The sequence below is a fragment of the Streptomyces sp. NPDC045956 genome, from assembly GCF_056430705.1.
Genome location: NZ_JBWKKZ010000005.1, coordinates 89,029 through 108,260 on the forward strand (window position 1 = coordinate 89,029; position 19,232 = coordinate 108,260).

17 protein-coding genes and 1 pseudogene are annotated in these 19,232 nt (G+C 73.9%); 1 reads left to right on the forward strand and 17 read right to left on the reverse strand.

Going from position 1 to position 19,232, the window contains the following annotated elements:
- Nucleotides 1-133: 133 nt before the first annotated feature.
- The 8 genes and pseudogenes from AC07FV_RS15165 to AC07FV_RS15200 all read right to left on the reverse strand — a co-directional run.
- Nucleotides 134-1,507, reverse strand: a pseudogene (locus tag AC07FV_RS15165) (alkaline phosphatase family protein); the annotation flags it as partial.
- Complete coding sequence (gene eboE / locus AC07FV_RS15170; protein ID WP_479087507.1) at nt 1,504-2,676, reverse strand: metabolite traffic protein EboE; 1,173 nt, start codon at nt 2,674-2,676, stop codon at nt 1,504-1,506. The pseudogene AC07FV_RS15165 and the gene eboE, both read right to left, overlap by 4 nt.
- A 3-nt stretch (nt 2,677-2,679) precedes the next feature.
- Nucleotides 2,680-3,555 (reverse strand): TatD family hydrolase, encoded by an 876-nt coding sequence (locus AC07FV_RS15175; protein WP_479088022.1) that lies wholly within the window; start codon nt 3,553-3,555, stop codon nt 2,680-2,682.
- Between the two features lie 2 nt (nt 3,556-3,557).
- The gene (locus AC07FV_RS15180; RefSeq protein WP_479087509.1) at nt 3,558-4,142 is read right to left on the reverse strand and encodes an EboA domain-containing protein; all 585 of its coding nucleotides are present in this window, start codon (nt 4,140-4,142) and stop codon (nt 3,558-3,560) included.
- Complete coding sequence (locus AC07FV_RS15185; RefSeq protein ID WP_479087511.1) at nt 4,139-4,984, reverse strand: sugar phosphate isomerase/epimerase family protein; 846 nt, start codon at nt 4,982-4,984, stop codon at nt 4,139-4,141. The genes AC07FV_RS15180 and AC07FV_RS15185 overlap by 4 nt, the downstream gene beginning before the upstream one ends.
- A complete protein-coding gene (locus AC07FV_RS15190) occupies nt 4,981-5,988 on the reverse strand; it encodes an SCO3242 family prenyltransferase (protein ID WP_479087513.1) in 1,008 nt (335 codons plus the stop codon). Before AC07FV_RS15190 ends, AC07FV_RS15185 begins: the two co-directional genes overlap by 4 nt.
- On the reverse strand, nt 5,985-7,115 hold the full coding sequence (locus tag AC07FV_RS15195) for an inositol-3-phosphate synthase (RefSeq protein WP_479087515.1): 1,131 nt from the start codon (nt 7,113-7,115) through the stop codon (nt 5,985-5,987). The genes AC07FV_RS15190 and AC07FV_RS15195 overlap by 4 nt, the downstream gene beginning before the upstream one ends.
- Before the next feature lie 261 nt (nt 7,116-7,376).
- Nucleotides 7,377-8,489 carry a ScyD/ScyE family protein gene (locus AC07FV_RS15200; RefSeq protein ID WP_479087517.1) on the reverse strand — a complete coding sequence of 371 codons (1,113 nt, stop codon included), beginning with the start codon at nt 8,487-8,489 and terminating at the stop codon, nt 7,377-7,379.
- Nucleotides 8,490-8,743: 254 nt separating this feature from the next.
- Here AC07FV_RS15200 and AC07FV_RS15205 point away from each other — a divergent pair, with 254 nt between their 5' ends.
- Complete coding sequence (locus AC07FV_RS15205) at nt 8,744-9,829, forward strand: methyltransferase (protein ID WP_479087519.1); 1,086 nt, start codon at nt 8,744-8,746, stop codon at nt 9,827-9,829.
- Nucleotides 9,830-10,207: 378 nt separating this feature from the next.
- Here the strand turns inward: AC07FV_RS15205 and AC07FV_RS15210 are convergent, their stop codons facing one another.
- From AC07FV_RS15210 to AC07FV_RS15250, 9 genes are all read right to left on the reverse strand, one after another.
- Nucleotides 10,208-11,743, reverse strand: coding sequence for an FAD-dependent monooxygenase (locus tag AC07FV_RS15210; protein WP_479087521.1), 1,536 nt, complete (start codon nt 11,741-11,743; stop codon nt 10,208-10,210).
- 90 nt (nt 11,744-11,833) lie between these two features.
- A complete protein-coding gene (locus AC07FV_RS15215) occupies nt 11,834-13,306 on the reverse strand; it encodes an FAD-dependent monooxygenase (protein WP_479087523.1) in 1,473 nt (490 codons plus the stop codon).
- 3 nt (nt 13,307-13,309) lie between these two features.
- The gene (locus AC07FV_RS15220) at nt 13,310-14,254 is read right to left on the reverse strand and encodes an aromatase/cyclase (RefSeq protein ID WP_479087524.1); all 945 of its coding nucleotides are present in this window, start codon (nt 14,252-14,254) and stop codon (nt 13,310-13,312) included.
- Nucleotides 14,255-14,297: 43 nt separating this feature from the next.
- Complete coding sequence (gene fabG, locus AC07FV_RS15225; RefSeq protein WP_479087526.1) at nt 14,298-15,086, reverse strand: 3-oxoacyl-ACP reductase FabG; 789 nt, start codon at nt 15,084-15,086, stop codon at nt 14,298-14,300.
- A 12-nt stretch (nt 15,087-15,098) separates the two neighbouring features.
- A complete protein-coding gene (locus AC07FV_RS15230; protein WP_053125866.1) occupies nt 15,099-15,368 on the reverse strand; it encodes an acyl carrier protein in 270 nt (89 codons plus the stop codon).
- A gap of 45 nt (nt 15,369-15,413) precedes the next feature.
- Entirely contained in the window at nt 15,414-16,625 is a 1,212-nt protein-coding gene (locus tag AC07FV_RS15235; protein ID WP_479087528.1) for a ketosynthase chain-length factor, read from the reverse strand.
- Complete coding sequence (locus AC07FV_RS15240) at nt 16,622-17,893, reverse strand: beta-ketoacyl-[acyl-carrier-protein] synthase family protein (RefSeq protein ID WP_479087530.1); 1,272 nt, start codon at nt 17,891-17,893, stop codon at nt 16,622-16,624. The genes AC07FV_RS15235 and AC07FV_RS15240 overlap by 4 nt, the downstream gene beginning before the upstream one ends.
- Complete coding sequence (locus AC07FV_RS15245; RefSeq protein ID WP_053125873.1) at nt 17,890-18,219, reverse strand: TcmI family type II polyketide cyclase; 330 nt, start codon at nt 18,217-18,219, stop codon at nt 17,890-17,892. Before AC07FV_RS15245 ends, AC07FV_RS15240 begins: the two co-directional genes overlap by 4 nt.
- A gap of 277 nt (nt 18,220-18,496) precedes the next feature.
- Nucleotides 18,497-19,195: an antibiotic biosynthesis monooxygenase family protein gene (locus AC07FV_RS15250; protein ID WP_479087532.1), complete on the reverse strand. Its 699-nt coding sequence runs from the start codon at nt 19,193-19,195 to the stop codon at nt 18,497-18,499.
- Nucleotides 19,196-19,232: the final 37 nt, after the last annotated feature.

Here is a 19,232-nt window from a genome sequence, read left to right on the forward strand (position 1 = left end):
CTCGGACCCCTTTGGGTGAGTCTTCTGGCCACAACCGGGATGCTCAGATGCTCGTGCGGCCCTCTCGACCGGCCCCTGAGCGCTGATGGGAACCGGGTCGAGCCCGCCCGGTGGGCGGCTTCCCGCCAGGAGCGAGTCCGGCGAGGTGGAGCAGGAGTTGTTTCACGTCGGTGGCTTTGATGCGGTCGCCGAGGGCGCGGGGGGTGGAGCAGAGGAGGAGCGGGCCTTCGTCGTCGCTCGCGGGGAGGCGGCCGTGGCTGCCGCGGATGGGTGAGGGGTCCAGGGGGACGACGGCCATGCGGTAGCGCATGCCGAGTTTCTTGCGGGCCAGGGCGGTGGCGGCCTTGACCTTCACGTAAGGATCGTGGGGGTCCATGAACAGCTCGACGGGGTCGTAGCCGGGTTTGCGGTGGATCTCGACGAGCTGCGCGAAGTCCGGCGCCCGCTCGTCCTCCAGCCAGTAGTAGTAGGTGAACCAGGCGTCCGGCTCGGCCACGGCGACCAGTTCCCCGGCGCGGGGGTGGTCGAGGTGGTGGGCCTTCTTGCCCGCGTCGTCCAGCAGTTCCTCGATACCGGGCAGCCCGGTGAGGGCTTCGCGGGTGGCGTCGAGGTCTTCGGGGCGGCGGACGTAGATGTGGGCGATCTGGTGGTCGGCGACGGCGAAGGCGCGCGAGGCCATCGCGTCGAGGTATTCCATACCGTCCTGGGTGTGGACCTCCAGCAGGCCGGCGCGGCGCAGGGCGCGGTTGATGTCGACGGGCCGGCTGACGGGGGTGATGCCGTACTCGGACAGTGCGACGACGGTGCGTCCCTCGGCGCGGGCGTCGTCCAGGAGCGGGGCCAGCGCCGTGTCGAGGTCGGTGGCGGCTTTGAGGGAGCGGGGGTCGTGGGGGCCGTAGCGCTGGAGGTCGTAGTCCAGGTGCGGGAGGTAGGCGAGGGTGAGGTCGGGGTGGCGGGTGGCCATGATGTGGCGGGTGGCGTCGATGATCCACTGGCTGGAGACGAGGTCGGCACCGGGTCCCCAGAAGTGGAACAGGGGGAAGGTGCCGAGTTTCTCGGTGAGTTCGTCGTGCAGGGCGACGGGGCGGGTGTAGCAGTCGGGTTCCTTGCGGCCGTCGGCGTAGTAGACGGGGCGGGGGGTGACGGTGATGTCGGTGTCGGCGCCCATCGCGTACCACCAGCAGATGTTGGCGACGGTGTAGCCGGGGTGGGCGCGGCGGGCGGCGTCCCAGAGTTTGTCGCCGGCCACCAGGCCGTTGTGCTGGCGCCACAGCAGTACGTCGCCCAGTTCGCGGAAGTACCAGCCGTTGCCGACGATGCCGTGCTCGGCGGGCGGAGCACCGGTCAGGAACGTCGACTGGGCGGCGCAGGTCACCGCGGGCAGCACCGTGCCCAGAGGGGCGCGGGAGCCGGACTGGCCGAGCTGCTTGAGGTGGGGCATGTGGTCCAGGAGACGGGGGGTGAGGCCCACGACGTCCAGGACCAGGAGGGGGGTGGGGCGGGTCATGGCAGTTCCTTGAGGCCGAGGTCGGTCAGCAGGTCGCGGGCCAGGGTGAGTTCGGCGGCGATCCCGTCGGTGAGCTGGGCGCGGGCACGCGGGCGCAGCTCGGGCGGCAGGGCCTGCCAGGTGTAGGTCTCCACCTCCAGGTGCCGGGTGAGGGGACGGGGGCCGCCCACCAGCCGCGCCAGCGTCGCCTTGAGGACGTCCATCGTCGAGGTCAGGGGCGGGGCGGGGGCGGCGTGCAGGGGCACGTGGAAGTGGGCGCGCCAGGGCGCGGTGACGGGCAGTGCGTCTTCCGCGAGGGCTTCGTCGAGGTCGTCGGTGCCGTGCAGGGCGCCGTTGGGGGTGGTGGTGCGGGTCTGGTGCAGGAAGCGGGGCTCGGCAAAGGCGGTGAGTGCGCGGCGCACGGCGGGCCGGGAGGGTTCTTCGGCGTGCAGGGCGGCCGACAGCTGGGACTTGACGACCGGGATGCGGGCCGCGGCCAGGGCGTCCAGGGCGGTGTGGGGGTCCTCGAAGGAGGTGGCGAGGTGGCAGGTGTCGACGCAGACGCCGATGCGGTCGTGGCCGACCGCGCTCAGCGGCGCGATCGCGTCACGGGTGGTCTCCACCACACAGCCCGGCTCCGGCTCCAGACCGACGCGCACGGAGCGGCCGGTCAGTTCCTGGAGGGCGTCCAGGCGTTCGGCGAGGGTGGCCAGCGCGGTGCGGGCCTTGTCGGCGCGGGTGGTGTCGTAGGCGGTGCGCCAGGCCAGCGGCAGCGTGGAGATCGTGCCGTCGGTGACGTCGTCGGGCAGCAGGCCCGCCAGGACCCGGGCCAGCGCTGTGGTGTGCTCCAGGCGCTCGGGGTCGGCCCAGTCCGGTGTGTAGACGCGGTACTTGACCTCGCCGGAGCCGAAGCCCTCGTAGGGGAAGCCGTTGAGGGTGACGACCTCCAGGCCCCTCCGTTCCAGCTCGCCGCGCAGTCCGCGCAGCGCGGCCGGGTCGGTGACCAGGGCGTGCGCGGCGTCCCGGGCCAGCCACAGGCCGATGCCCAGCCGGTCGCGGCCCAGCCGGCGGCGCACCGGCTCGCAGTGCTCGCGCAGCTGCGCCAGCACCCCCTCCAGGGTCTCCGCGGGATGCACGTTGGTGCAGTAGGCGAGGTGGACGGTGGAGCCGTCGGGATGGCGGAAGCGCACCGTTCACGCGCCTGCGGGCAGCGGCTCGGCGGCGGGGGCGCCGCGCAGGACGGAGTTGCCCTCGTGGGTGGTGCCGGTGGCCGTGGGGTCCAGGTCGAGGCGCCCGCTGAGGCCGTAGAAGGCCACGGGGTTGCGCCACAGCACCCGGTCCACGTCGTCGTCGGTGAAACCCTCGGCGAGCATCAGGTCGCCGACCTTGCGGGTCTTGAGCGGGTCGCTCCTGCCCCAGTCCGCGGCGGAGTTGACCAGGACCTTCTCCGGGCCGTACTCGCGCAGGAGGGCGACCATGCGGGCCTCGTCCATCTTGGTGTCCGGATAGACGGAGAAGCCGAGCCAGGCCCCGCTGTCCTTCGCGGCCTCGACGGTGGTCTCGTTGAGGTGGTCCACCAGCACCCGGTCCAGGGACAGCGCGGACTCGCGCACCACGTCCAGGGTGCGGTGGAGTCCGGCGAGCTTGTCGCGGTGGGGGGTGTGCACGAGGGCGGGCAGGCCGTGGTCGGCGGCGAGCTGGAGCTGGGCCGCCAGGGCGGTGTCCTCGGCCGGCGTCATCGAGTCGTAGCCGATCTCGCCGACCGCGACCACCCGGTCCTTGACGAGGTAGCGGGGCAGGTCGTCCAGGACGGGCAGGCAGCGCGGGTCGTTGGCCTCTTTCGGGTTCAGGGCGATGGTGCAGTGGTGGGCGATGCCGTACTGGGCGGCGCGGAAGGGCTCCCAGCCCAGCAGAGCGTCGAAGTAGTCCCGGAAGGAGACGGGCGAGGTGCGGGGCTGGCCCAGCCAGAAGGACGGCTCGACGACGGCACGGACACCGGCGGCGTGCATGGCCTCGTAGTCGTCGGTGGTGCGGGAGGTCATGTGGATGTGCGGGTCGAAGATGCGCAAGGTCACTGCTCCTGGGTCAGGGCGAGCACGTGCGGGAGGCCGTCGGGTATGTCGCGGTGGGCGGCGGTGCGTTCGGCGGCGTGGGCGCGCAGCATGCGGGCCAGTTCCGTGTCGCCGCGGGCGCGCAGGGCGAGGTCGGCGACCTGGGTGACGGGCACGCCGGTGAACAGGCACTTCAGTACGGCGTGCCGCCACTGGTGGGTGTCGAGGTGGCGGGCGGTCCAGGGGCCGAGGGCGGCGGTGAAGAGGGTGGTGTCGTTGGTGCGCAGGGCGTCCTCGACCAGGGGCAGGCCGGTGGCGGGGTCGCAGTGCAGGGGGTGCAGGGCGAGCAGGACCGCGCGGCGTTCGGGGGCCGTTCCCTGCCGGTAGAGGCGGGTGAGGGTGGCGGGGTGGGGGTGGGCCGCGGTGAGCAGCAGGACGCGGGCGGCGTCCGCGTGGGCGGTGCCGCAGCGGCGGCCCGCTTCGGCGAAGTGCACCTCCCAGCGGGGGTCCTGGCCGGTGGCGGTGGCGCAGGCGGCGGTCAGCCAGCGGCGTGCTGGGGCGCCGAGGCCGGCGGGGAGCGGGGGTGCGGTGGGCTGGAGGGTCATCGTGTTCCTCCGGCGCGCAGGAAGTGCAGGGACTGCGCTGCCAGTTCGGGGCCGGCGTGGCTGTGGCGGGGCAGTTCGACGACGGTCAGGCCCTGGTAGCCGGTGTCGGCGAGGGCCTGGAGGACGGGCGGGAAGTCGATCTCGCCGTCGCCGAAGGGCAGGTGCTCGTGGACGCCGCGGCGCATGTCCTCGATCTGCACGTGCCGCAGCCAGGGCGCCGCCTGGCGTACGCAGTCGGCGGGCGGCAGCACCTCCAGGCACTGGCAGTGCCCGATGTCCAGGGTCAGGCCGAGCGGTTCGGGGTCGCCCAAGAGGCGGCGCAGGTGGTGGAAGTCGGCGAGGGTGGCCAGCAGATGGCCCGGCTCGGGCTCCACCGCCAGTGGCACGCCCGTCTCCTCGCAGGCGTCCAGGACCGGGCCGAGTGCGTCGGCCAGGCGCTTGTAGGCCGTGTCCTGGTCGGTGCCCGGTGCCGGGATGCCGCTGAAGCAGTGCACGGCGTGGGCGCCGAGGTCGGCGGCGACGCGGACGGCGCGGATGAGCAGGCGGATGCGGGCCCAGCGGGCGTCGGGGTCGGCGTCGAGGAGGGTGGGGCCGTGTTTGCGGCGCGGGTCCAGGACGTAGCGGGCGCCGGTCTCCACGGTGGCGGAGAGGCCGAGCGCGGCCAGGCGCTCGGCCACCCGGCCGGTGCGGGCGGCGAGGTGGGGGGCGAGCGGGTCGAGGTGCATGTGGTCGAGGGTCAGGCCGACGCCGTCGTAGCCGAGGTCGGCCAGCAGGGCGAGGGCGTCGTCGAGGCGCAGGTCGGTGAGACCGTTGGTGCCGTAGCCCAGGCGCAGGGGGCTCATGTGGTGCTCACCTTGCGTGCCAGGCGGGCGGCGAGGGGGGCGAGCGCGGCGGTGGCCAGGGCGGTGGCGGGTCGGCCGGCCCGGGCGGTGAGGGCGGCCTGTACGGCGATGGTGGCGCGGATGCCGGCGCCGACGGCGCGCTGGGTGAGCTGGGGTGAGGGGTTGAGGGCGGCGTGGGCCAGGGGGCGGGTGAAGGTGGCGGCGTAGGAGGCGGCCAGGGCGGTGCGCAGGGCGTCGGCGGGGGCCGGGGCGGGGCGGGGGCGGCGCAGGAGGGCGCGGGTGGTGCGGCGGCCGGTGAGGGCGGCGGTGAGGGCACTCGCGGCGGCGAGGGCGGCCAGGGGGGCGGTGCTGGAGCCGCCTTGGGTCTCGCGGCGGGAGACGAGGGTGACGGTGAGGGTGTGGGCGGCCAGGACCGTGGCCGGGGCGAGGGCGGGGCGGGGGGTGCCGCCGGTGGCGGCGGCGCCCAGGAGCAGGTCCAGTCCCCGGGCGGCGGCCATGGCTGCCGGCCCCGCGGGCGTGTGCTTGAGCCCCAGGTCGTAGGCCCACACGGTCACCGCCAGCGGCGCGGCCACCGCCAGGGCGGGCCGGCCGGCGCCGGCGGCCAGCATGAGGCCCGCGCCGGTGAGAACGCCCGCCGCGCCCAGCGCGGCGGCGGGGCGCACCCGCCCCGAGGGCAGCGGGCGGTGCGGGCGCTCCACGGCGTCCTCGCCGCGGTCCGCCCAGTCGTTGAGGGCCATGCCCGCCTCGTACAGGCACAGTGAGGAGCCGATGGCCAGCAGTGTGTGCGGCCCGGGACGCACGCCGGTCGCCGCGGCGCCCGCCAGGACGTCACCGGGGACGGTGAACAGGGCGGGCAGGCGCAGCAGTTCGGCCCAGGCGCGGGCCGTACCGCCGGGGGCGGGGTGCGGGCGGGGCCGCAGGGGCGGGGGCGGCGCAGGGACGGGGCGCAGGTGGGGGCGGCGGGTGCGGGCCAGGGGTGCGGTGGCGGGCCTGGGTGCGCTCACCGGGAGTGGCCCAGCCGTGCGGCGAAGGCGAGGAGGCGGGCGTACTGCTCGGTCAGGGCCGACTCGTCGCCGTCGGGGTCCTTGAAGTAGAAGCCGAGTTCGGGCCGGGGGCCGGACAGGCCCTGCTCGTGGGCGCGGGCCAGCAGCCGGGCGAGGTCGAGGACGAGGGGGGCGGCCAGCGCGGAGTCGCAGCCCTGCCAGATGGTCTGGAGGATCATGCGGGTGCCGAGGAAGCCGTCGAAGGCGACGTGGTCCCAGGCGGTCTTCCACTCCCCCAGGGCGGGCACGTCGTCGATGTGGACCTCGCCCTGGGGTGCGGCGCCGAGGGTGTCGGCCAGGACGCGTTCCTTGCCGGCGTTCTTGGCTGCGGCCGCCGCCGGGTTTGCGAGGGCGGCGCCGTCGCCGCCGCCCAGGAGGTTGGTGCCCGACCAGGCGCGTACGGTCAGGGCGCGCTGGGCGAACATCGGGCCCAGTACGGCCCGCAGCAGGGTCTGTCCGGTCTTGCCGTCGCGGCCCGCGTAGGGCAGGCCCGACACCCGTGCGGCCGGGGCCAGTTGGGGGTGGCGCAGTCCGGTGGAGGGGGTGAAGTCGGCGAAGGAGCAGCCGGCGCGCAGGGCGGCGGCCGCGTACAGGGAGCTGGCGGGCCAGGTGCCGGGGGCCGGTTCGGGTTCGGTGGAGGCGACGTTGACGACGACGGTGCGGGCGACGCCGGTGCGGCGGGCGAAGTCGCGCAGGTCGGTGGCGAAGTCGGCGATGAGTTCCTCGGGGGCGCGGTGGTCGCCGTCCGCCGGGCCGCCGGGGCGGATGCGCTGGTCGGCCGCGGTCAGTTCGGCGTGTACGGCGGCGGGCAGCCAGTGCGGCAGGACACCCTGGGCGGCCAGGTGTTCGGCGCGTTTGGGCAGGGGGGTGCTCGCGGTGTCGTGGCCGCCGAAGACGAGGGAGTCCAGGGCGGGCAGGCCGGCGGCGGCGAAGGGGGCGGTCTCGGTGACCAGGCCGGTGGGCGGGTGGAGGCCGGCGGCGACGGCGGCGCAGCCCGCCACCGCGGTGGTGGCCACCGAGCCGCGGGCTCCGATGAGCCACACGCCGGTGGCGGCACCGGCGGCTGGGGTGGTGGCGTGTTCGGTCACGGACGGCCTCCCTGGGCGTGGGTCTGGGTGGTGGCGCGGGGGGTGTGGGGCCAGGATGCCGAGCGGGGCCGGGCGGGGGTGCGGTCCTCCGCCGGATGTCGAGCGGGCGCCGAGCCGGATCCCACCGCCCCGCCCTTGCGGCGCGCCGCCGGGCCGCGGGTGCCGGCGGGGCGCAGGGGCGGGGCGTGCGTGGGCCCCGCCGGCCGTGCAAGGGGGCCGGCGGGGCCTTGGGGGGATGGCGTGCGCGGGGCGCGCCCGGGATCAGTAGGTCACGCGCAGCAGTTCGCCGTTGGTGCCCACGGTGTTGTTGGTGACGTACACCTTGCCGCAGCGGTCGACGGCCAGGCCGGTGGGCTGGCGCAGCCGGTCGCCGGTGGGGATCACGGAGACGGCGCCGGTGGCGGTGTCGACCTTGGACAGGGTGCCCGGCTGCGGCGGGCCGGCCAGCTGGGCGGAGCTGTAGGACAGGGCGAGCAGGTCGCCGTGGCGGTCCAGCTCCAGGTCGACCAGGTTGGTCAGTCCGGTGGCCAGGACCTGCGGCTGCTGGCCGGGGGCGATCTTCCACACGCGGGAGGCGCCCAGGCGTCCGCCGCTCATGTCCGCGATGTACACGGTGCCGTCGGCGGCCTTGGTGATGCCGGTGGGCACGGTCTCGGCGGCGCCGGTGGGCAGTTCGTTCTTGGGCAGCAGGTACTGGGTGGTGGTGGTGCCGTCGCTGTGGCCGCGTACGACGGTGTTGGCGCCGGCGTCGGTGACGAGGTAGCCGCTGCCGCTGCGCACCAGGCGCCAGGGGTTGGCGTGGACGTCGCCGCCGTCGGGGTTGAGGCGGGTCTCGTGGTCGGTGAGGTCGGCCAGGACCTTGCCGTCGCGGGTGCGGAAGACGGTGCCCAGGGTCTTGGCGCCCTCGCCGAGGGCCGCGCGGGAGTCGTTGGTGCCGCCCAGGGCGCTGGCGACGACGTAGCCGCCGAACCGGTCGGGCAGGACGTCGCTGGGGCCGTTGGCGGAGATGGGGGCGCCGGGGGCGACGCCCTTGGCGGTGGAGGCCAGGCCGGTGGCGACGCGGCCCTTGAAGCTGCCCTTGACCTTGTAGACGGAGCCGGTGGCGCCCAGGCACGTCTGGTCCAGGGGGCAGCCGGCCAGGCCGGTGCCGGACTCGGCGACCAGCAGGGAGCCGTCGGGCAGCGCGGTGACGCCGCGCGGGTTGTTCAGCTGGGAGGCCACGACGGTCAGGACCGGCTCGGCGGCCGTGCGGGCGTGGTGGCGGTGGGCCTGGGGCTGCGCCTGGACGGGGCCGGCGGTCAGCGGGACGGCGACGGCACCGGCCACGCCGGCCGCCAGGATTATCTTCGTCCAGGAACTGCGCGAGTTCGGCATTTCTCTCCTCGGTTCCATTGCTCCCCCCAATTGTCCGGAGAGCGGATGCGAAATCAGCGCCACCTTAGGGCAGTCGCCTCGTTCATCGCGTCAAATGTTCCGCAGGAAAAGACGGGGGAACCTATAAACCACCGGCGTTCGAGTTTCTCTCCAGGCGGCTTCGACCTTTTTCCTTATCGTGGTAGTCCCGGGTCCCTTCCGGCGGTTGGGACACGGTGGGGACAGACCATGCACTCCTGCAACGGAGGATTCTCATGCCCGAATTGCCGCCCCCGCACGTCGTCCGGGAAGCGGAGAGAGCGCGAGCGGATCTGCAGCGGCAGAGCCGGGAGCTGGCGCCGCCGCCGTTCGCCCTGCTGGAAATGATCATGGGAGTCATGGTGTCGCGGGCGGTGCACGTGGCCGCCGAGCTGAAGGTGGCCGAGGCGCTCGCGGAGGGGCCGCTGTCCGCCGAGGAGCTGGGCGGGCGGGTCGGCGCGGACGCGGACGCGCTCGGGCGGGTGCTGCGCCTGCTGGCGAGCAACGGGGTGTTCGCGACGCGCGCGGACGGCACGTTCGAGCTGACGCCGATGGCGGACGCGCTGCGCGCCGACCACCCGATGTCGATGCGTCCCATCGCGCTGCTGATGGGGCATCCGATCCACTGGGAGGACTGGAGCGGTTTCCCCGAGACCGTGGTCACCGGTGAGCCGGCGCTGCCGAAGCTGCGGGGCATGCACGCCTTCGAGTTCCTGACGAAGAACGCCGAGTACGGCCAGGTGTTCTTCGAGGGCATGGGCAGCATGTCCGCCTCGGAGACCGGGCCGATCGTGGCGGCCTACGACTTCTCCTCCTTCGGCACGGTGGTGGACTTCTGCGGCGGCCAGGGCGGACTGCTGGCGGGCATCCTGGCCTCCTCCCCCGGCACCAGGGGCGTTCTGTACGACCCGCGGGTGGAGGAGAACGGGTCGGCGCAGTTCCTGGCCGCGCAGGGGGTCGCCGAGCGGACCGAGCGGGTGGCCGGGGACCTGTTCGAGGTGCCGCCGGCCGGGGCGGACGCCTACGTCCTCAAGCACATCGTGCACGACTGGCCCGAGGAGCAGGCGCTGCAGATCCTGCGCAACGTGCGTGCGGCGATCAAGCCGGGCGGGCGGCTGCTGATCGCGGAGATGGTGATTCCGGAGCAGGGCGACGAGCCGCACTCCGGCAAGCTGGTCGACCTGTGGCTGATGCTGCTGGTCGGCGGCCGTGAGCGCACTCCGGGCCAGTACGCGGAGCTGCTGGCGCGTGCCGGGTTCCGGCTGGAGCGCGTGGTGGAGACGGCGGCGGCGATCTCCCTGGTGGAGGCCGTGCCCGTGTGATCCGCCCCTGGTGACCGGAAGGCCCCGCCGCGGAAGAGGGACCGCGGCGGGGCCTTCCCGTGTCCGCGGGGGCGGGGGGTGTCCGGCGCACGTCCGGCGCGGGGGCGTGCGCACTCCGACCGGGCCCCGGCGGGGGCTGTTCCGTGGAGCCCGGCGCGCGGTGGGGCTGTCGCGCGGAAGCGCAGCGGGGGCGTGCTTGCCCGGCGGGAGCCGGGCGCGGGCGTGGTGGTCCGGCACATGGCAGTGCTGTGGGCGCCGTTGGCCGGCCGTGAGGGGCCGGGGGGCCGGGGGGCCGGGGTGGGGTCTGGGGTGGGTGGGGACGGGCATGGGGGTGCCCCCGGCGTGCCGCACACGCGCCGGGGGCAGGAGCGGGCCGGGTCAGCGGGTGGGGCCGAACCAGCGGGTGAGGGCGTCTTCCAGGCCCTTGGGTGAGGTCCCGGCCCAGGCGACGTAGCCGTCGGGGCGGATGAGGACGGCGGTGGCGCCGGCGAGGGCGTCGGGGCCGTCGGTGGGCTTGGCCAGGACGGTGGCGACGTCGACCCGGCCGGGCCGGCCGGCCGCGGCGCGGCGTAGCGCGGGGTCGTCGGCCAGGTCGAGCAGGACGCCGTGTCCCTGGTGCAGGAGGCGGGCGGGGGTGGTCTCGCCGCCGGTGCCGATCAGGGTCCGCGGCGGCATCCGGCGGCCCACCAGCGGGTGCGCCGTGCCGGTGCCGTCGCCGTCGCCGTCGCCGTCGCCGGTGAGGTCGTAGCGGATGTCGAGGTGGCTGACGATGCCGGCCAGGTGGCGTTTGACGTCGTCGTAGCGGACGAGTTCGGCCATCAGTTCGCGCAGCGGGTCGGACTCGGGGCCGCCGAGGAAGACGATGCCCTGGGCGCGGGTGTTCATCAGCAGGCGGGCGCCGACCGGGTGGCGTTCGGCGTGGTAGGTGTCCAGGAGGGTGTCGTCGGCGTCGCCGCGGACGGCGGCGGCCAGTTTCCAGCCGAGGTTGGCCGCGTCCTGCACGCCGGTGCTCAGGCCCTGGCCGCCGGCGGGGAGGTGGATGTGGGCGGCGTCGCCGGCCAGGAAGACGCGGCCGCGCCGGTAGTGGGCGGCCTGGCGGGTGGCGTTGGTGAAGGAGCTGACCCAGCTCGCGCCGCCGTGGCTGATGTCCTCGCCGGTGATGTCCTGCCAGGCGCCGGCGACTTCCTCGTAGGTGACGGTGCGTTCGCGGTCGTGGGCGGGGCGGCCGTCGGGGCAGACGATGATGCGCCATACGCCCTCGGACAGCGGGGCGGCCATGACCATGCCGCCGTTGAGGCGTTCGCCCAGGAAGCGGGGGGTGAGTTCGACGCCGGTGATGTCCGCCAGGTACATGCCCTGGGTGGCGTCGGTGCCGGGGAAGTCGATGCCGGCGGCCCGGCGGACGCGGCTGGAGCCGCCGTCGCAGCCCACCAGGTAGGCGGCGCGCAGGGTCTGCGGGTCGCCGGCGGGGGTGCGGACGGTGATCTCGACACCGTCGTCGCCGGCGGGGTGGCCGTCGGTGAGGGAGACGAATTCCCAGCCGCGGCGGATGTCGGCGCCCAGTTCGCCCGCCCAGGCCTCCAGGACGGCTTCGGTGTCGCCCTGGGGGATGCCGCGGGCGCCGAAGTGGGCGTCCTCGAGGACGGTGAAGTCGAACTGGGCGCCGCCGAAGTGGCCCATGGGGCTGGTGGCGAGGGTGTCGCCCTGGCCGAAGCGGGGCAGCAGTCCGCGTTCGTCGAAGGTCTCCATGGCGCGGGCGGTGAAGCCCAGGCCGCGGGACTGGCCGGTGGGGGCGGGGAGTTTCTCGATGACGACGACGCGGGCCCCGCCCAGGCGCAGTTCGCCGGCGAGCATCAGTCCGGTGGGGCCGGCGCCGACGACGATGACGTCGGTGTCCGCCGCTGTCCCTTCCATGGTGGTTCCTTCCTGAACGGTGGGTCGGTCGGGGTCCCGGCGGTGGGGGGCTCGGTGCCGGTGCCCCCGCCGGGAAGGGGGCGCGGCCTCTCAGCGGGGTGGCCCGAACCAGCGGGTGAGGGCCTCGGTGAGGCCGTCGGTGCCCGCTCCGGCCCAGGCGACGTGTCCGTCGGGGCGGACCAGGACCCGTTCGGTGCCGTGCAGGGCGCTGGTGGGGGCGGCCCGGGCGGACAGTGCGGTGACGCGGTCGGCCCAGCCGGTGGGGGCGGGCGGGGCGGTGGCGGCGCCGGTGAGGTCCAGGAGGACTCCCCCGCCCGAGCGGACCAGGCGCGTGGTGGTGACGGTGCGCTCGGGCAGGTGCAGTTCGGTGCAGGGCAGCCGCGCTCCGAGCAGCGGGTGGGCGGGGCCGCCGACGTCGTAGCGCACGTCCAGGCCGCTGATCATGCCGGCGAGGTGGCGGCGTACGTCGTCCAGGGCGGTCAGTTCGCCCAGCAGGGTGCGCAGCGGGCCGATGTGGGGCGGGCCGAGCAGCATCAGGGCCTGGGCGCGGATGTTGGCCAGGACGCGGCGGCCGGTGGCGTGGCGTTCGCTGTGGTAGGTGTCCAGGAGGGTGTGGGGGGCTTTGCCGCGGACGACCAGGGCGAGTTTCCAGCCGAGGTTGAAGGCGTCCTGGACGCCGAGGTTGAGGGCCTGGCCGCCGATGGGCATCTGCTGGTGGGCGGCGTCGCCGGCGAACAGGATGCGGCCGTGGCGGTAGTGGGTGAGCTGGCGGGAGGCGTCGCCGAAGGCGTTGGCCCACAGGGGGGTGCCGGAGCTGATGTCCTCGCCGGTGACGCGTTTCCACACGGCGGTGATCTCTTCGAAGGAGACGTCGCCGCCGGGGCGGTGCTGGGCGGTGGAGCCGAACTCGTGGACCATCACGCGGGTCACCCCGTCGGGGCGGCGGGCGGCGATGGCCAGGCCGTGTTCCAGGCGCTGGAAGCGGCGGGCGGGCACGTCGATGCCGGCGACGTCGGCGCGCAGCAGTTCCCGGGTGGCGCTGTGGCCGGGGAAGGGGGCGCCGGTCAGGCGGCGTACGGTGCTGTCCTCGCCGTCGCAGGCGATGAGGTAGCGGCAGCGCAGGCGCAGGGGGGTGGCGTCGGGTCCGGTGGCGTGGACCTGAACCGCCTCGCCCGTGTCGCGCACGGCGGTCACCTCGTGCTTGCACTTGAGCCGGGCGCCCAGGGACAGGGCCCATTCCTGGAGGATGACCTCGGTGCGGGTCTGGGGCACCTTCCACTGGCCGGGGTGGGAGGTGGGCAGGGTCAGGTCGAGGGGCAGGCCGCCGAAGTGGCCGCGGGGTTCTCGGGGCGGGTCGCCGAACTCGCCCAGCAGGGCCCTGCTGTCGAGGATCTCCATGGTGCGGGCGTGCAGGGTGGAGGCCCTCGACTCGGTGTTGGGGGCGTGGCGCTTCTCCACGAGGACGACGCCGGCGCCGCCGTGGGCCAGTTCCCCGGCGAGCATCAGCCCGACGGGTCCGGCCCCGACGACGACGACGTCGGTGTCCAGGAGGTCCGCTGTCACGGCTCAGGCCTGCTTCTGCTCGGCGTGGGCCTTGGCGTGGGCGAGGGTGGCGCTGCTGTTGGTGGACAGGGCGCTGTGCACGTAGGCGCGGGCGTCGGCGACGGTGGCGTCGGGGCCCAGGATGCGGGCGATGTTGGCGGTGTTGAGGGTGACGGTGTGCTGGGAGGAGGCGGTTGTGCCCTGGTCGTTCTCGGTGAAGGTCCACTCGCCGGTGTGCAGGGTCATCAGGGCGGGCAGGGTGACCTGCTTGTAGGCGATCTTGTGGTGGGGGAAGACGACCCGGTAGGACTTGGTGGTGTGCACCGAGCCGTCCTTGGCGCGGGTGTCCATCTCCAGTTCCTGCAGGCCGGGGGTGTCCTCGGTGAGGCGGACCACGGCGACGTGCGGGAGCCGCTCGGACCACAGGTGGGCTTCGTTGATGAAGTCGAAGACGTCCTTGGCGGCGCCGGCGATGTGCACGGTGTCGGTGAAGGAGAAGGTGAGGTCGTCGGTGGCGGCGGCGTGCGCGGCTTCGACGTTGGTCTTGAGGGCGGCCAGTTCCTGGGTGCTGTTCTTGTCCACGGCCTGTTCGATCCACAGCAGGTCGTGGGGGTCGTCGCCCAGGGCGCTGTAGTCGTGCAGGAGGCGCACGCGGGAGGTGTCCTCACTGAGCGCTTCGATGATCCAGGTGCCGCCCATGTGCTTGACGGGGGCGGCCGGTATCTCCTGGCGGAAGGTGATGGTGAGGTTTGCCGCGTCCAGGGTGCGGCGGGAGGTCCAGTCCTTGGGCTGTCCGTTGGCGGTGGCCCAGATGCGGATGCGTTCCTGGTCGCCGCCTGCTTCGAGGCGGTCCACGTGGATGGTGGGCGGGAAGATCCGCGGCCAGTGGGTCACGTCTGCGAGCAGTTCGTAGACCTGGGCGGCCGGGGCGCCGATCGTGGTCTCGTGCTCGACCTCACGCGTGGTCATGAGGCGTGTCTCCTCGTCGGGTTCGGGTGCCGGGACGGGTGGGTCAGAAGTTGCCGAGGCCGCCGCAGACGTTCAGGGCCTGGGAGGTGATGGAGGCGGCGGTGTCGGAGGCCAGGTAGCCGATGAGGCCGGCGACCTCCTGGGGGGTGGAGTAGCGGCCCAGGGGGATCTTGGCCTGGAACTTGTCGAGGATGGCTTCCTCGGAGGTGTCGTAGGCGGCGGCGTAGCCCTGGCGTACGCGCTGGGCCATGGGGGTTTCGACGTAGCCGGGGCAGACCGCGTTGACGGTGATGCCGGTGGGGGCCAGTTCGTTGCCCAGGGCCTTGGTGAAGCCGACGACGCCGTGCTTGGAGGCCGAGTAGGGGGCGCCCAGGACGACGCCCTGCTTGCCGGCGGTGGAGGCGACGTTGATGATGCGGCCGCGGTCCTTGGCGCGCAGGCCGCCGGTGGTCAGGGCGGCGCGGGTGACGCGGAAGACGCTGTTGAGGTTGGTGTCGATGACGTCGTCCCACAGGTCGTCGGCGATGTCGGCGGTGGGGCCGCCGCCGGAGCGGCCGGCGTTGTTGACGACGACGTCCAGGGTGCCGAAGCGGTCGACGGCGGCCTGGATCCAGCCGTCGACGGAGGCGGTGGAGCGGACGTCGACGACGGCGCCGTCGACGTCCAGGCCCTCGCCCTGGAGTTCCTTGACGGTGGCGGCGACGTTGTCGGCGCTGCGGGCGCCGATGAACACGCGGTGGCCCTGGCCGGCCAGGAGACGGGCCGTGGCCAGGCCGATGCCGCTGGTGGCACCGGTGATGACGGCGACGCGCTGGGTGGTGGTGTCGGTCATGGCGGGGCTCCTTCAGGCGGCCTGGGCGGGCGCGAGCTGGGCGTTGACGACCTCGATGAAGGTGCGGGGGGTGTTGGCCTCGCCGACGGCCTCCTCGTCCAGGGAGATGCCGTACTCGCGCTCGATGAGGCTGCCGGCCTCCAGCAGGGCGAGGGACTCGTAGCCGATGACCTCGAACTCGGTGTCGAGGATGTCGCCGTCCAGGTCCACGCCCTCGGCGACGCCGGCGGCGTCGCGCAGGGTGCGCTTGAGGTCGTCGAGGGTGAAGAGCTTGGTGGCCATGCTGGTTCCTTCCGTGGTGCGGCGTGCGGTGGGGTGGCGGGGTGGTCAGACGGTGCGGACGGCCATGGCGGAGTTGAAGCCGCCGTGTCCGCGGGCCAGGACCAGGGCGGTCGCCAGCGGGGCCGGGCGCGGCTCGCCCAGGACCAGGTCCAGGGGGTAGTCGGCGCACGGGTCGATGTGCACGGTGGGCGGGATGACGCCGTCGCGCAGGGCGAGGAAGGCGGCGGCCAGGTCCAGGGGGGCGCCGCCGGAGTAGAGGCGGCCGGTCATGGTCTTGGGCACGGTCACCGCCACGCCGCGGTCGCCGAAGACGGCGCTGATGGCGTCGGCCTCGGCGAGGTCGCCGGCCGGGTCGCCGGCGCCGTCGGCGAAGACGACGTCGATGTCGCCCGCGTCCAGGTGTGCGTCGGCCAGGGCGATCTCGATGGCCTTGCGCAGGCCGCCTTCGCGTCCGCTGCCGGGGCGGGGGTCGATGGTGGCGCCGTAGCCGGCGATCTCGCCGTAGGGGCGGGCGCCGCGGGTGCGGGCGGCGTCCGCGTCCTCGGCGATGAGGATCGCGCCGCCCTCGCCGGGCACGAAGCCGTGGGCGTCGCGGTCGAAGGGCAGGTAGGCGTGGTCGGGTTCGTCGCTGGTGGAGAGCTTGCCGCCGGCGAGCTGGGCGACCCAGCCCCAGGGGCACAGCGAGGCGTCGACGGCGCCGGTGACGATGAGGGGGGTGCCCTTGCGGATCTGGCGGCGGGCCTGGGCGACGGCGTCCAGGCCGCCGGCGCCTTCGCTGACGACGACGCCGGCGGGGCCCTTCATGCCGTTGCGGATGGAGATCTGGCCGCTGTTGACGGCGTAGAACCAGGCGAAGGACTGGTAGGCGGAGACGTACTGGCTGCCCTGGCTCCACAGGGCCTGCAGTTCGCCCTGGCCGAACTCGAAGCCGCCGGCGGCCGAGGCGGTGATGACGCCCATGTCGAAGGCGGGCAGGGAGGCGGGGTCGGCCCCTGCGTCGGCCAGTGCCCAGTCGGCGGCGACCAGCGCCAGGCGGGTGACGCGGTCGGTCTGGGGCAGCAGCCGGCTGGGCAGCAGCCGCTCGGCCTCGAAGCCGTCGATCTGCCCGGCCAGGCGGGCGGGGTAGTCGGTGGGGTCGAAGCGGGTGATGCGGCCGATGGCGTGCTTGCCGCCCAGGGTCGCGGCCCAGTAGTCCTGCAGTCCCAGGCCGTTGGGCGCGGCGACGCCCAGGCCGGTCACCACCGTGGAGGCGGTCATACCAGGCTCCTTTCCGGGCTGGCGAGCACCATGGCGCTCTGGAAGCCGCCGAAGCCGCTGCCGACGGTCAGGACCGCGTCGACCAGCTGGTCGCGGGCGACCAGGGGCACGTAGTCCAGGTCGCACTCGGGGTCGGCCGTGTGCAGGTTGGCGGTGGGCGGGACGACGTCGTACTCCATGGCCAGGGCCGAGGCGGCGATCTCGATGGAGCCGATGGCGCCCAGCGAGTGCCCGACCATGGACTTGATGGAGCTGACCGGGGTGCGGAAGGCGTGCTCGCCCAGGCTGCGCTTGAAGGCGGCCGTCTCGTGCCGGTCGTTCTGCTTGGTGCCCGAGCCGTGGGCGTTGACGTAGTCGATGGCCTGCGGGTTGAGGCGGGCCTCGTCCAGGGCCAGGGTGATCGCCTCGGCCATCTCCGCGCCGTCGGGGCGCAGGCCCGTCATGTGGTAGGCGTTGGAGCGGGTGGCGTAGCCGGCGATCTCGGCGTAGATGTGGGCGCCGCGCTTGCGGGCGGCCTGGAGTTCCTCCAGGACGAAGAAGGCGGTTCCCTCACCGAGGACGAAGCCGTTGCGGGTCTTGTCGAAGGGGCGGGAGGCGCACTCGGGGTCGTCGTGGCGGGGGGTGGTGGCCTTGATCGCGTCGAAGCAGGCCATGGTGATCGGGGAGATCGGCGCGTCGGAGGAGCCGGCGACGACGACGTCGGCGGAGCCCTCGCGGACCAGTTCGACGGCGTAGCCGACGGAGTCGATGCCGGAGGTGCAGCCGGTGGAGACCACGGTGCTGGGGCCCTCGGCGCCCACCGCCCAGGCGACTTCGGTGGCAAAGGAGCTGGGCACCATGTAGTCGTACAGGTGGGGGACGGCGTAGGTGTGGTCGACCGCCTCCAGGCGGCCGCCGTCGCTGACGACGCGGTACTCCTGGTCCAGGCCCATGGTGGCGCCGACGGCGCTGCCGACGGTGACGCCGACGCGGTGGGGGTCCAGGGCGGTGATGTCCAGGCCGCTGTCGGCGACCGCGCCGCGGGAGGCGACGACGGCGAACTGGGCGGCCCGGTCCAGGCGGCGGACCTCCTGGGGGCTCAGGCCGTGCGCGTAGGGGTCGAAGTCGGCCTCGGCGGCCACCCGGGAGCGGAAGGGGGCGGGGTCGAAGAAGGTGATGCCGCGGGTCGCGGTGCGCCCCGAGCTGAGCAGGTTCCAGAACTTCTCGCGGCCCACTCCGCCCGGTGCGATCACCTCGATCCCGGTGATCACGACGCGTCGCCTGCTCAACGGGAGGCCTCCCAGTCGTAGAAGCGGGTGGCCATGGCGTCGGCCGGCGAGCGCCAGGTGGCGGGGTCGTAGGCCTCGATGAACGGCTTGAGGTCCTCGCTGATGCCCACGAAGCGCGGGTCGGCCTTGGCCGCCTCGATCAGCTCGCCGCCGTTGTCCTCGTCGAAGTCCTGGAGGTGGAAGTACAGGCCCCGGTAGGAGAACAGCTGGCGGCGCCGGGTGCCCATGCGGTGCGGCATCTCGGTGGCGTCGAAGTCGGCGAACAACTTCGCCACGTCGTTGCTGGAGGCGGCCGCCATCCGGGCGACGATCAGCGTGCTGTGCATAGGGTTGGCTCCTCGGCGGTTGCGCGGAAGGGTTCTCGCAGCGGGGCACGGGGTCCGGCGCGGCGGCCGGGCCGCGGCGCCGTCGACCACGACGGTTACGACGGTGCGGTGCGGCGGTAGCGGCCCGCACGGGGCCTGCCTGAGCCGTGGCGGAGCCGGACCCCGCGCCGGGGGCGGCCGTTACATGCCCGCGGACGCCCGCCCCCGGACGGTGTCGCGGGGAGGGGCGTCCGCGGGAGCGGCCCGGCTCCCGGCTACGCCGTGCGGCGCTGCGGGCTCACTGGCCGGCCGAACGCGTGTGCACGACCTGGTAGGTGTTGCTGTAGGGCTGGCCGGCGACGACGGCGCGGACCCGGCCCACGGCCGCCTTGCGGGCCTCGTCCTGGTCCTGGGGGGCCTGGTCGCGGTAGGTCTCCCAGGCCTGCTTGCTGTCCCACTGGGAGTAGGAGATGACGAAGGTGCCCTCCAGGCCGCGGGCGCGCAGTCCCTTGAGGACGACGTGCGCGCGGAAGCCGGGGACGCCGGCGAGGAAGGCCTGGCCGGGGCCGAGGGCGTCCAGGGCCTCCTCCTGTCCCTGGGGGGTGACCGGGAAGACGGTGAAGACGGTGTAGGCGTCGACGTCGGGGCCGATCTCGATCTTCCCGCCGAGCGCGTCGGAGGTCAGCGTGTGGGCGACCTCGTTCTGCATGAGGCGGATCGAGGTGGTGATCTCACCGAAGACCGGCAGGGTGCGGTGCTTGAACTCCTCGCCCGCGTACCGCTTCTCCAGGTCCTCGCCGCTGCGCCACTGGATGAAGTTGAGGGTGCCGTGGGAGTCGACGCCGGAGTGCACGGTGGAGGACATCCAGCCCTCGTACGTGGCCGCGTCGACGATCTTCGTCATCTCCTCGATCAGCTTGTCCTGCTTCTCGGGAGTGTCCGTGGTGAACAGGTTCAGGACGGTGAGGTGCTTGTCCTCGGCGGAGATGATGGGCATGGGTCTGTCGTTTCCCTTCGCAAGGTGGGCGGCGCCC